Consider the following 13,118-nt stretch of genomic DNA (forward strand, 5'->3'; position numbering starts at 1 on the left):
GATCAGGCGCCGTGGCTTCCCTGCAGCCTGATCCGCCGGACAGGCCCTAGGACCGGCGACGGATCTTGTCGCCGAGCCACACGAGCGGGTCGTACTTGCGGTCCACGGCCCGTTCCTTCAGCGGGATCAGCGCATTGTCCGTGATCTTGATGCCCTCGGGGCAGACCTCCGTACAGCACTTGGTGATGTTGCAGTAGCCGAGGCCGTGTTCGTCCTGGGCGGTGCGCTTGCGGTCGAGCCCTGTGTCCGCCGCCGCGTCCAGCGGGTGCATGTCCAGTTCGGCGACCCGCATCAGGAAACGCGGCCCGGCGAACGCCTGCTTGTTCTCCTCGTGGTCACGGACCACATGGCAGGTGTCCTGGCACAGGAAGCACTCGATGCACTTACGGAACTCCTGTGACCGGTCCACGTCCTCCTGCATCATGCGGTACTCGCCCGGCCCGAGCCCGGCGGGCGGCACAAACGCCGGGACCTCACGCGCCTTGGCGTAGTTGAAGCCGACGTCGGTGACGAGATCCCGTACGACCGGGAAGGCCCGCAGCGGAGTGACGGTGATCGTCTCCTCGCGGTCGAACACCGACATCCGGGTCATGCACAGCAGCCGGGGCCGCCCGTTGATCTCCGCCGAGCACGAACCGCACTTGCCCGCCTTGCAGTTCCAGCGCACGGCCAGGTCGGGGGCCTGGGTGGCCTGGAGGCGGTGGATGATGTCCAGGACCACCTCTCCGTCGTTCACCTCGACCTTGAAGTCCTCCAGGCCGCCCCCGTCGGCGTCCCCGCGCCACACCTTGAAGCGCGCCTCGTAGCTGCTCATTCGTAGAGCTCCTCTTCGGCGAGGTACTTGACCAGCTCCTCCTTGTCGAAGAGGGCGAGCAGGTCGGGACGGATGGGTTCGGTGGTCTCGCGGGTGAGGGCGATCTGGCCGCGGACGGGGTCCGTGGCCGCCAGCCCGCCCGTGGGGTCGGTGAGTCGGCAGAGCAGGTTGATACGGCGCCACCGGCGGTCCATCGTCGGATGGTCCTCGCGGGTGTGGCCGCCGCGCGACTCCGTGCGCTCCAGCGCGGCCCGCGCCACGCACTCGCTGACCAGCAGCATGTTCCGCAGGTCCAGAGCGAGGTGCCAGCCCGGATTGAACTGGCGGTGGCCCTCGACGCCCGCCCGCCGGGCCCGTACCCGCAGCTCGGCCAGCTTCTCCAGGGCCTGCTTCATCTCCGGCTCACGGCGGATGATGCCGACCAGGTCGTTCATCGTCTGCTGGAGTTCCTGGTGGAGGGTGTACGGGTTCTCCGGCGGCCCTCCGGCCGGCTCCTGCGCCTCCGCCTCGGCCGAAAACGGGCGCAGTGCCTCCGCGGCCGCGGCGTCCACCTGGACGTCGTCCACCCGCGGACGATCCGCCGCCCCCGTCGCGTACTCGGCGGCGTGCAGTCCCGCCCGGCGGCCGAACACCAGCAGGTCGGACAGCGAGTTGCCGCCGAGCCGGTTGGAGCCGTGCATCCCGCCGGCCACCTCACCGGCCGCGTACAGCCCCGGCACCCCGCGTGCCGCCGCGGTGTCGGAGTCGACGGCGATACCGCCCATCACGTAGTGGCAGGTGGGCCCGACCTCCATCGCCTCGGCCGTGATGTCGACGTCGGCCAGCTCCTTGAACTGGTGGTACATCGACGGCAGCCGGCGTGTGATCACCTCGGCGGGCATCCGCGTCGACACATCCAGGAAGACACCGCCGTGCGGGGAGCCGCGGCCCTCCTTGACCTCGGCGTTGATGGCCCGGGCCACCTCGTCGCGGGGGAGCAGCTCCGGGGGACGCCGGTTGTTGTCCGGGTCGTCGTACCAGCGGTCGGCCTCGTCCTCGGTCTCGGCGTACTTCTCCTTGAAGACGTCCGGGATGTAGTCGAACATGAACCGCTTGCCGTCGGAGTTCCTGAGCACCCCGCCGTCGCCGCGCACCGACTCGGTGACGAGGATGCCCTTCACCGAGGGCGGCCAGACCATCCCCGTCGGGTGGAACTGCACGAACTCCATGTTCAGCAGGGGAGCGCCCGCCAGCAGGGCCAGCGCGTGGCCGTCGCCGGTGTACTCCCACGAGTTCGACGTGACCTTGAAGGACTTGCCGATGCCGCCCGTGGCGATCACGACCGCGGGGGCCTCCAGGACGAAGAAACGGCCGGACTCACGCTCGTAGGCGAAGACACCCGAGACCTTCCCACCGTCCTTCAGCACGCGGGTGACCGTGCACTCCTGGAACACCTTCAGCCGGGACTCGTAGTCGCCGGTCTCACGGTGGTCCTCCTGCTGGAGTGCGACGATCTTCTGCTGGAGGGTGCGGATCAGCTCGAGACCCGTGCGGTCGCCGACATGGGCCAGGCGCGGATACTCGTGGCCGCCGAAGTTGCGCTGCGAGATCCGGCCGTCCTTCGTACGGTCGAACAGGGCGCCCCAGGTCTCCAGCTCCCACACCCGGTCGGGGGCCTCCTGCGCATGCAGCTCGGCCATCCGCCACTGGTTGAGGAACTTGCCGCCGCGCAGGGTGTCACGGAAGTGCACCTGCCAGTTGTCGTGCGGGTTCGCGTTGGCCATCGCGGCGGCGATACCGCCCTCGGCCATCACCGTGTGCGCCTTGCCGAACAGCGACTTGCAGATCACGGCCGTACGGGCGCCCCGCTCGCGCGCCTCGATCGCGGCCCGCAGCCCGGCGCCGCCCGCGCCGACCACGACGACGTCCCACTCCTGTCGCTCCACCACGGACATCAGAAGGCCCCACTCATCTAGAAGAAGCGCGGATCGTCGAAGACACCGGACGCGACGAGATAGACGTAGAAGTCGGCGAGCGCGACGCTCACCAACGACGTCCAGGCGAGCAGCATGTGGCGGGCGTTCAGCTTCCCGACCCACTGCCACATCCGGTAGCGCACGGGGTGTTTGGAGAAGTGCTTGAGCTTGCCGCCCACGATGTGCCGGCAGGAGTGGCAGGAGAGGGTGTACGCCCAGATCAGCACGATGTTGACCAGGAACACGACGGTGCCGAGGCCCATGTGGCCCCAGTCGTAGTGCTCGTCGCGGAACGCGAGCACGGTGTCGTAGGTCAGGATGCCGGCCACCGGGATCGCCGCGTAGAAGAAGTACCGGTGGATGTTCTGCAGGATCAGCGGGAAGCGGGTCTCGCCGGTGTACTTCTTGTGCGGCTCGGCCACCGCGCAGGCCGGCGGGGACGCCCAGAAGCCCCGGTAGTAGGCCTTGCGGTAGTAGTAGCAGGTCAGGCGGAAGCCGAGCGGGAAGATCAGGATGATGATCGCGGGGGAGATCCCCCACCAGCTGCCGAAGATCTCCCAGTTGGGGCCCGCCTTCATCGGCTCGCAGTTCTCCGCCAGACAGGGGGAGTAGAAGGGCGAGACGTACGGGGCCGCGTAGTAGTCGGCGTTCGCGAAGGCCCGCCAGGTCGAGTACACGACGAAGGCGAGCAGCCCGACGGCGGTCGCGGCCGGCGCCAGCCACCAGCGGTCGGTGCGCAGATGCGGAGCGGCGATCGCGGCGCGCGGGGCGGCGCGGACGCCGCCGCCGGGCGGATGGGGATCTGTGGTTGTGGGTTCCGTACCAGTGGCCAACGTATGACTCCGGTCGGTTCGGGATGCTGAGGCGGCTCAGGGTGCGTGCCGGTCGCGGGCGCCGAGACCCTCGTCGTCCGAGTCCGTCCACAGGGAGTAGTCGTAGGGGGCGTCGGAGATCGTGACGAGCTCGGGGCGCCGGGCCGAGGGCGAGGCGTGCGTCGCCTCGCGCAGCAGCGCGACGCTCTCACGCAGGTGCTCGCAGTCGGTGCGGACCCGCCGTATGTCGAGCCCGCCGCTGCCGAGCTGCTGTTCCAGGCGGTTCACCGACCGGGACATGTCGTCGAGACACCGCTGGACTGACATCAGTTCGTCGTGCACGGACATGACGTGACCTCACTTCCGTCGGCTGTGCGGCCGTGGGTGGCAACGGTCATGCGCCTGCGAGTGTTGCGCGTCACACCGGCCGCTGGGAAGGGACGTGCACCGATTGGCCGAGGCGTGTGGGTGCACCCCGTGGTGCGTTGCGCCACACGAGTGGGCTTTCGGGCCGTCGCCGCCGTGTCGCCCTGTGTTGCCGAACCCTTTCCTCTTCAGTGACGGCATACCGCTTAATACATCTGATCAGCTCCATATACCACCAAAAGTGATCGTAACCCCCGCGGCTCCCGGAGGTAACCAGAGATGTCCCACGACGGCGTCGGACCCAGGCCCGCTCGTCAATCTCCCGCCTGCCGCGCGACGAGAGGGCCCGGCGCGGTCATGCGCCCGGTCGCCTTCCTCACCGCGGGAGCGCTCGCGGTGACCGCCCTGGCTGGGTGCAGCTCCGAGGACCCGGCCGGCAAGCCCCTGGCCGGCCAGGACATCGCCCCCGCCGCCCGGTCCCAGGTCGCCGACGGCGGCACCCTGCGCTGGGCCGTGGACGCCGTACCGGAGACCCTGAACACCTTCCAGGCCGACGCCGACGCGACCACCAGCCGTATCGCCCAGGCCGTCCTGCCGTCGATGTACCGGCTGAACGAGAGCGGCCGACCGGAGATCAACCCCGACTATCTCGAATCCGCCGAGGTCGTGGACACCGAGCCCCGGCAGGTCGTCCTCTACAAGCTCCACCAGCAGGCCGTCTGGAGCGACGGCCGCGAGATCGGTGCCGCGGACTTCGCCGCCCAGTGGCGCGCCCTGTCCGGCAAGGACACCGCCTACTGGACCGCCCGCAACGCGGGGTACGACCGCATCGAGCGGATCGAGCGCGGCGCCAACGACCTCGAGGTCAAGGTCACCTTCACCCGGCCCTACGCCGACTGGCAGTCGCTGTTCTCGCCGCTGTACCCCAAGGAGGTCATGGGCACGCCCGACTCCTTCAACGACGGGGCCCGCAAGAAGCTCAAGGTCACTGCCGGGCCCTTCACCGTGCGGGAGGCCGACCGCAAGGACGACGAGGTCACCCTCGCCCGCAATCCGCGCTGGTGGGGCGACCCGGTCAAGCTCTCCGAGATCGTGCTGCGGGCCGTACCGCGCGAGGAGCGCTCCGCCGCGCTGGCCGCCGGCGCGGTCGACCTCGCCGAGATCGACGCCCCCGCGGCCCGGCGCATCGCCCTCGCCGCCGGGCCGGGCGGCACCGGCGCGTCCCGCCAGGGCGGCGGCCGGAACACCGACGACCCCAAGGCGCCGAGCCCCTCGGCCGACCCGAGCGGCTCCGACGAGACCACCGGCGACGAGGAGAGCGGCTCCCGCGCGCAGGGCAGCCGGTCCGCCGCCGACGCCGCGCGGACCCTGCGCGGCTTCGAGGTCCGCAAGTCCCTGGAACCGGCCTACACCCAGCTCGCCCTCAACGGCGCCGACGGTCCGCTCGCCGACGAACGGGTCCGCCGGGCCGTGGCCCGCGCCCTCGACCGGGAGGCACTGGCGAAGGCCGTCCTCAAGCCGCTGGGCCTGCCCGCCGAGCCGGTCGGCTCCCACCTCGCCCTGGCCGGCCAGGCCGCCTACGCCGACAGCAGCGGTGCGCTCGGCGGCCAGGACACCGACGAGGCGCAGGCGCTGCTCGCGGACGCCGGGTGGGTACCGGGCGGACCGGTCAAGAAACAGAAGAAGGAGAACGCGGCGGGGCCGGAAGGGGAGACGGCCACCGGGAATCCCACCGACGAGGACGGCACGTACATCGTCGGCGAGGACAACAAGGGCCGCACGGACGCCGAGCTCGAGGAGGCCGAGGAGTACCGCCGCCAGCTCGCCCAGGACGGCAAGCAGCACCACCAGAGCGGCGGGGCACCCGGCGCGTACGCCCCCAAGGGCACCGCCGCCCCCGCGGGCGCACCGGCCGGTCCCCTCGCCAAGGACGGCCGGCCGCTCACCCTGCGCTTCGTGCTCCCCTCCGGGCCGGGCTCCCGGGCGCTGCACACGGTCGCCGACCGCATCTCACGCATGCTGGAACGGGTCGGCATCCACACCGAGACGACAAAGGTCCCCGAGGAGAGCTACTTCAAGGACCACATCGCCTCCGGCGAGTACGACCTCGCCCTGTACTCCTGGCCCGCGTCCGCCTTCCCCGCCACCGACGCCCGCCCCATCTACGCCAAGCCGGTCCCGGCCGCCGACGGCTCCCTCACCGTCGAGCAGAACTACACCCGGGTCGGCACCGACCAGGTCGACCAGCTCTTCGACCAGGCCGTCGCGACTCTCGACCAGGAGGAGTCCCGCGACCTGGTCCGCAAGGCCGACGCCCGCATCTGGGCAGCCGCCGGCTCCATCCCCCTCTACCAACGCCCCCAACTGATCGCCGCAAGAAAGAACCTCGCCAACACGGGCGCCTTCGGCTTCGCGACGCCGGTGTACGAGGACATGGGCTTCTTGAAGAAGAACGCGCGGCCGGCAGCCGGCCCTTCGTAACCGCGGGCAGTCGTGCCGCTTGGGGCCGCCACAGGGTCGCGCGGCCGGCGCCCCGCCACCTCGTCAGTCCGCGGGCATGCGTGCCTCCCCCACTGCCTTAAGGGCCTGGGGGACCCCCAGGGCGATGGGGGTCCCCCCGCTCGAGCGAAGCCGAGAGTGGGGGAGGGTGGGCGCGGCCGGCACCTCGTAAGCGCCGGGCTGCGCGACCGACCCCCCAAGCACCGGCGGCGGCCAGCCCCAAGCCCACTGACCTGCACCGATGCATCCCACCCAGCCCCCAACCCGGCGGCCCCGTACCATGGGGTGAGGCCGTGGCGTGTCAAGCCCGGCAGGGCCCGCGTAACACAGACGTACGCGCAGGCCGTCCTCACCACTCCGGGAGTACGCCACACCATGGCCACGCGCCACGACATCCGCAACGTCGCCATCGTCGCCCACGTCGACCACGGCAAGACCACCATCGTCGACGCGATGCTCAAGCAGGCCGGTGCCTTCGCCGCGCACCAGCTCGACTCCGTCGACGACCGCATGATGGACTCGAACGACCTGGAGCGTGAGAAGGGCATCACGATCCTCGCCAAGAACACGGCGGTCAAGTACCACCCGAAGGCCGGCGGGGACCCGATCACCATCAACATCATCGACACCCCCGGCCACGCCGACTTCGGTGGCGAGGTCGAGCGCGGTCTGTCGATGGTCGACGGCGTCGTCCTGCTGGTGGACGCCTCCGAGGGCCCGCTGCCGCAGACCCGCTTCGTGCTGCGCAAGGCCCTCCAGCAGCGGCTGCCCGTCATCCTCTGCATCAACAAGACGGACCGCCCGGACTCGCGGATCGACGAGGTCGTCAACGAGACCTACGACCTCTTCCTCGACCTGGACGCCGACGAGGACCAGATCGAGTTCCCGATCGTCTACGCCTGCGGCCGCGACGGCATCGCCTCGCTGACCAAGCCGCAGGACGGCACGGTCCCGGCAGACAGCGACAGCCTGGAGCCGTTCTTCTCCACGATCCTGGAGCACATCCCGGCCCCGACCTACGACGAGGGCGCCCCGCTCCAGGCCCACGTCACCAACCTCGACGCCGACAACTTCCTCGGCCGTATCGCGCTGCTGCGCGTCCAGCAGGGCGAGCTGCGCAAGGGCCAGACGGTGGCCTGGATGAAGCGCGACGGCAGTGTGCACAACGTCCGTATCTCCGAGCTGCTGATGACCGAGGCGCTCACCCGCGGCCCGGCGGAGAAGGCCGGCCCCGGTGACATCTGCGCGGTCGCCGGTATCCCGGACATCATGATCGGCGAGACCCTGGCCGACACCGAGAACCCGGTCGCGCTGCCGCTGATCACGGTCGACGAGCCCGCGATCTCGATGGTCATCGGCACCAACACCTCCCCGCTGGTCGGCCGTGGCGCCACCGGCAAGGGCGCCGACAACAAGGCGGCCGTGAAGGACCGCAAGGTGACGGCCCGTCAGGTCAAGGACCGCCTGGACCGCGAGCTGATCGGCAACGTCTCGCTCCGCGTCCTCGACACCGAGCGTCCGGACGCCTGGGAGGTGCAGGGCCGCGGTGAGCTGGCGCTGGCCATCCTCGTCGAGACCATGCGCCGCGAGGGCTACGAGCTGACCGTCGGCAAGCCCCAGGTCGTCACCAAGGATGTCGACGGCAAGACGTACGAGCCGGTCGAGCGGATGACGATCGACGTGCCCGAGGAGCACATGGGTGCCGTCACGCAGCTCATGGGTGTCCGCAAGGGCCGGATGGACAACATGTCCAACCACGGCTCGGGCTGGGTCCGTATGGAGTTCGTGGTCCCGTCCCGCGGTCTGATCGGTTTCCGGACGGAATTCCTCACCCAGACCCGCGGTACGGGCATCGCCCACTCGATCCACGAGGGCTTCGAGCCGTGGTTCGGCGCCCTCCAGACCCGTAACAACGGCTCGCTCGTCGCCGACCGCTCCGGTGCCGTCACCGCCTTCGCGATGACGAACCTTCAGGAGCGCGGCGTGCTCTTCGTGGAGCCGGGCACCGAGGTGTACGAGGGCATGATCGTCGGCGAGAACTCCCGCTCCGACGACATGGACGTCAACATCACCAAGGAGAAGAAGCTCACCAACATGCGCTCTTCCACGGCCGATGTGACCGAGTCGATCGTCCCGCCGCGCAAGCTGTCGCTGGAACAGTCGCTGGAGTTCTGCCGCGACGACGAGTGCGTCGAGGTGACCCCGGAGGCCGTTCGCATCCGCAAGGTGAACCTGGACGCCCGTGAGCGGGCCCGCGCCGCGAGCCGCGCCAAGCACGGCTGACGCCCCTTCACCGGCACGTCGGAAAGACCCGGTCCTTCCCCTGGGGAGGGGCCGGGTCGTCGCGTTCAGACGGCTTTCGGATGCCTTTGGAGTGCTGTTCGCATATCGGTGCCTCGGCGATCAAGTTTCGGACATGTAAACAAAAATCCCTCCCGGTATGCCCGATTCGCCGATTTACCGTTTCACCTGTCAAGCGCGCGCAGGTGTCAATCTTTGCAATTTTTGCTCAAAAAATGGGCGGTAGGGAGATCCCTGTGTCTTCCGCCCTTGACGCGCGTTGATGCACTTGGCGAAAGTTCCCCCAAACCACAGAACCTGCCGGTATCTGTGCTGCGCTCAACTCTCCAACCCCCCGGGGGAAGAACACACATGACCAGTCCAACCAAGGCCGAGGACTCGGGGTCCGCGGTCGCCTTGGACCCAGAGCTCGCGGCGACCTCGGAAGTCGCCAAGGGTGCCAAGAAGCTTGAGGGTCGTTCCCCCGGGCAGTTGATGTGGCAGCGCTTCAAGCGTGACCGTACAGGGATGTTCTGTGCCGGCGTAGTGATTTTCTACTTCGTCGTCGCGCTGTGCGCCCCGCTGCTCACCGCGATCAGCGGCACCAACCCGTACACCCTGTACGGCCAGGACCCCACGTACGCGGACCAGCCCGTGCTGGACGACTTCGGGCTGCCGCTGGGCTACTTCGGCGGAGTCTCGGCGGACCACTGGTTCGGTGTGGAGCCGCAGTACGGCCGTGATCTGTTCGCCATGCTGGTGTACGGCATGCGCACCTCGCTGTTCATGGCGCTGGGCGTGACCACGCTGCTGATGCTGACCGGCATCATCATCGGCATGGTCGGCGGCTACTTCGGCGGCCGGACCGACTACTGGCTCGGCCGGGTCACCGACTTCTTCCTCTCGTTCCCGCAGCAGCTGTTCTTCATCGCCTTCATGCCCGTCGTGACCGCGTTCTTCGTGGACCCGCGGGAGGAGACCCCCACGTACTTCCGCGCGTTGGCGATCCTGATCGTGCTGTGGCTGCTGGGCTGGATGGGCATGGCGCGTATCGTCCGCTCCACCGTGCTGTCGCTGCGTGAGCGGGAGTTCGTCGAGGCCGCCAAGGTCGCCGGCGCATCCCCGGGGCGCATCGTCCGCAAGGAGATCCTGCCGAACATCGTCTCGCCGATCCTGATCCAGTTCACGTACCAGCTGCCCAGCACCATCCTCACCATCGCCTTCCTCTCCTTCGCCGGTGTCGGTTTCGTCGAGCCGACCCCGGACTGGGGACGACTGTTCGCCGCCGGCGCCAAGTACGCCGAGCAGGACCCGGCGTTCATGTTCTTCCCCGGGGTGGCGCTGGTGATCTTCATCCTGTGCTTCAACCTCCTCGGAGACTCCGTACGGGATGCCTTCGACCCCAAGTCCGGGCGGTAATCGTCCATTGGTGGGGGGTGACTGCCGCCCCCGCGACGGCCTACCAGCCGCGTCAGGCAGTACTCATGGATAACAACCGACAGGTAGGTGCATTCACCGCTATGAAGTCGTTCACCTCGCGCAGAGCGCGCGCCATAGTGGTCGCCATCGCGGCCGGCTCCCTCGCGCTCACGGGCTGCTCGGAGAACACGGGCACGAGCTCCAACAAGGACTCCAAGAAGGACCAGGAGGAGGCCAAAACCCAGTCGAAGGCGGTCACCTACGCCGACGCCGCGGCCTCGACCGGCCCGGCCGAGGAGGTCCCCGGCGCCAAGAGCGGCGGCACGATCACCGTCTACCAGGAGGCGGGCCTGTCCCACCTGGACCCGGGTCAGATCTACGTCTCCGACGCCGGTCAGGTCGCCAACCTGCTCTTCCGCGGGCTGACGAACTTCGAGGAGGACGGCAAGGGCGGCGTCTCCGTCGTGGGTGACCTCGCGACCGACTCCGGCAAGTCCTCAGACGGCGGCAAGACCTGGACGTTCACGCTCAAGGACGGCATCAAGGACCAGAACGGCAAGGAGATCACCTCCGCCGACGTCCGCCACACCGTCGAGCGCCAGTACGCCGAGTTCATCTTCGACGGCCCGACGTACCTGCAGACCTGGCTGAGCGGCGCGGACTACCGCAAGGCACTGCCGGACGGCGGCTACGGCAGCAAGCACCTGCCGGACTCGGTCCTGGAGACCCCGGACGACAAGACGGTCGTCTTCCACTTCGACACGGCGCGTCCGGACCTGCCGCAGACGCTGGCCATGCCGGGCTACTCCATCGTTCCGGAGGAGACCGACACGAAGGAGAAGTACGACAAGGCCCCGGTCGCCACCGGCCCGTACAAGATCGCCGAGTACAAGATCGGCAAGTCCCTCAAGCTGGTCAAGAACGACCAGTGGGACCCGAAGACCGACTCCGTCCGTCACCAGTACGTCGACGGTTTCGACATGCAGTTCGGCATCACCGAGTCGACCCAGACCAAGCGTCTGATCGCCGACCAGGGCGACTCCAAGAGCGCCATCCAGCTCACGGGCAGCGTCGAGTCCACCCAGATCCAGGACGTCGTCGGTGACGCGGTCGTCAACAAGCGCACGATCAAGGGCTACCAGCCCTACGTCCAGGTGCTGAACTTCAACCTGGACCGGGTCAAGAACAAGGCCGTCCGCGACGCCATCACCTACGCGGTGAACTCCAAGTCGCTGATCGCCGGTGAGGGCGGCGCCTACGGTGGCGACGTGGCCCCGAACCTGTTCGCCCCGACCCTGCCGGGCTACGAGGCGAGCTACGACCCGTACGGCCGGCTGAAGACGCCGCAGGGCAACATCGCGAAGGCCGAGGAGCTCCTGAAGGACGTCCCGGCCGCCGAGAAGAAGCTCGTCTTCGCCTACGCGAACAGCGAGCAGGGTCAGAAGCGCAAGGTCGCCGTCGAGGACGCGCTGACCAAGGTCGGCTTCGACGTCGTCTCCAAGGAGGTCGACGCCGCGAGCTACTACGAGCAGATCGGCAAGCTCGACAACCCGTACGACATCTACATCTCCGGCTGGGGCCAGGACTGGCCGTCCCCGGCCACGGTCGTCACGCCGGTCTACGACGGTGACCAGATCGCCGAGGGTTCGCCCAACTACTCGCACATCGACGACCCGAAGGTCCAGGAGCTGATCAAGAAGGCCCTGACCCAGGAGCCCACCGAGGCGGCGAAGACCTGGATCGAGGCGCACCACTACATCCTGGAAGAGGTCAACCCGGCCGCTCCGCTGTGGTACACCAAGCAGCTGCAGCTCTACGGCTCGAACATCGGCGGTGCCCGCTACAGCACCGAGTCCAGCTACATCGACGTCACCCGACTGTTCCTGAAGTCGTAACTCTCTACGGCTGATCGCGGGGGTGCGCACCAGGCGGAGCGCACCCCCGCGGTTCCGCGCAAACCTCCCACCGTCTCCGCAGAGAGCAGCCTTCCCGCCATGCTTCAGTTCATCATCCGGCGCACTGTCGGTGCCGTCGTCACCCTGTTTCTCATCGGCGCCGCAACCTTCTTCCTCTTCGTCGCGGCGCCATCCGACTACGCCTCTCTGGCCTGTGGCAGGGACTGCTCGCCCGCGAGACTGGAGGACATCCGTGAGGCCCTCGGCCTCAACCTGCCAGTGGCCCAGCAGTTCTGGGACTTCATGTCGGGAATCGTCGTCGGCCGTGACTTCCCCGACGCCCACTGTGCCGCCCCGTGCCTCGGCCAGTCGTTCTACTCGGGCGACATGGTCTGGGACACGATCATGGACCGCTTCCCGCTGACCATCTCGCTGACGGTCGGCGCCATGGTCGTCTTCCTGACCGTCGGCATCGGCGCGGGAATGCTCGCCGCCTACCGGCGCGGCTCCGCGATCGACAAGGTCGCCACCGGCGCGTCCATGGTGCTCAGCTCGTTCCAGATCTACTTCCTCGGCCCCATCGTGCTGCTGATCTTCGTGTACAGCACCGGCTGGGTGGAGGACCCCAAGTACGTGCCGTTCACGGAGGATCCGTTCGGCTGGCTCGCCGGGCTGTGGATTCCCATGGTCGTGATGGCCACCATCTTCACCGCCCAGTACACGCGTATGGCGCGCGCCTCCCTCGTCGAGCAGCTCGCCGAGGAGCACGTGCGCACCGCCCGGGCCAAGGGCATGCCGAAGCGGTACGTCTTCTTCCGCTACGCCTGGCGCGGTTCGCTCATCCCGATCGTCACCGTCCTCGGCATCGACCTCAGCTCGCTGCTCGGCGGCGGCGTGGTCACCGAACTGACCTTCTCCCTCCAGGGCATCGGACGCCTCGCGGTGGACGGCGCGGTCAACAAGGACCTCCCGCTGACGATGGGCGTCATGTTGGTCGGAGCCTTCGTCATCCTGCTCCTGAACATCCTCGTCGACATCGTGTACGCCTGGATCGACCCGCGCGTCCGGCTCTCCTAGG

General features: G+C 68.6%; 9 protein-coding genes. 5 read left to right on the forward strand and 4 right to left on the reverse strand.

What is annotated here, in order from left to right; genetic code table 11:
* Positions 1-46: 46 nt before the first annotated feature.
* The 4 genes from ACTWQJ_RS13665 to ACTWQJ_RS13680 are packed head-to-tail and all read right to left on the reverse strand — an operon-like array spanning position 47 to position 3,929.
* On the reverse strand, positions 47-814 hold the full coding sequence (locus tag ACTWQJ_RS13665; RefSeq protein WP_443306903.1) for a succinate dehydrogenase/fumarate reductase iron-sulfur subunit: 768 nt from the start codon (positions 812-814) through the stop codon (positions 47-49).
* The gene (locus ACTWQJ_RS13670) at positions 811-2,748 is read right to left on the reverse strand and encodes a fumarate reductase/succinate dehydrogenase flavoprotein subunit (RefSeq protein WP_443306904.1); all 1,938 of its coding nucleotides are present in this window, start codon (positions 2,746-2,748) and stop codon (positions 811-813) included. The genes ACTWQJ_RS13665 and ACTWQJ_RS13670 overlap by 4 nt, the downstream gene beginning before the upstream one ends.
* Before the next feature lie 17 nt (positions 2,749-2,765).
* Positions 2,766-3,602 carry a hypothetical protein gene (locus tag ACTWQJ_RS13675; RefSeq protein WP_443306905.1) on the reverse strand — a complete coding sequence of 279 codons (837 nt, stop codon included), beginning with the start codon at positions 3,600-3,602 and terminating at the stop codon, positions 2,766-2,768.
* Positions 3,603-3,638: 36 nt separating this feature from the next.
* On the reverse strand, positions 3,639-3,929 hold the full coding sequence (locus tag ACTWQJ_RS13680; RefSeq protein ID WP_224734923.1) for a hypothetical protein: 291 nt from the start codon (positions 3,927-3,929) through the stop codon (positions 3,639-3,641).
* 297 nt (positions 3,930-4,226) lie between these two features.
* On the opposite strand from ACTWQJ_RS13680, the gene ACTWQJ_RS13685 reads away from it, so the two are divergent.
* From ACTWQJ_RS13685 to ACTWQJ_RS13705, 5 genes are all read left to right on the forward strand, one after another.
* Positions 4,227-6,428 carry an ABC transporter family substrate-binding protein gene (locus ACTWQJ_RS13685; protein WP_443306906.1) on the forward strand — a complete coding sequence of 734 codons (2,202 nt, stop codon included), beginning with the start codon at positions 4,227-4,229 and terminating at the stop codon, positions 6,426-6,428.
* Between the two features lie 393 nt (positions 6,429-6,821).
* The gene (gene typA, locus ACTWQJ_RS13690) at positions 6,822-8,729 is read left to right on the forward strand and encodes a translational GTPase TypA (RefSeq protein ID WP_443306907.1); all 1,908 of its coding nucleotides are present in this window, start codon (positions 6,822-6,824) and stop codon (positions 8,727-8,729) included.
* Between the two features lie 369 nt (positions 8,730-9,098).
* Positions 9,099-10,145 carry an ABC transporter permease gene (locus tag ACTWQJ_RS13695; RefSeq protein WP_385510781.1) on the forward strand — a complete coding sequence of 349 codons (1,047 nt, stop codon included), beginning with the start codon at positions 9,099-9,101 and terminating at the stop codon, positions 10,143-10,145.
* A 101-nt stretch (positions 10,146-10,246) separates the two neighbouring features.
* A complete protein-coding gene (locus ACTWQJ_RS13700; RefSeq protein ID WP_443306908.1) occupies positions 10,247-12,040 on the forward strand; it encodes an ABC transporter substrate-binding protein in 1,794 nt (597 codons plus the stop codon).
* Between the two features lie 99 nt (positions 12,041-12,139).
* Positions 12,140-13,117: an ABC transporter permease gene (locus ACTWQJ_RS13705; protein WP_443306909.1), complete on the forward strand. Its 978-nt coding sequence runs from the start codon at positions 12,140-12,142 to the stop codon at positions 13,115-13,117.
* Position 13,118 lies beyond the last annotated feature (1 nt).

The organism is Streptomyces sp. KR55 (assembly GCF_052245645.1).
GTDB classification, from domain to species: domain Bacteria; phylum Actinomycetota; class Actinomycetes; order Streptomycetales; family Streptomycetaceae; genus Streptomyces; species Streptomyces flavusporus.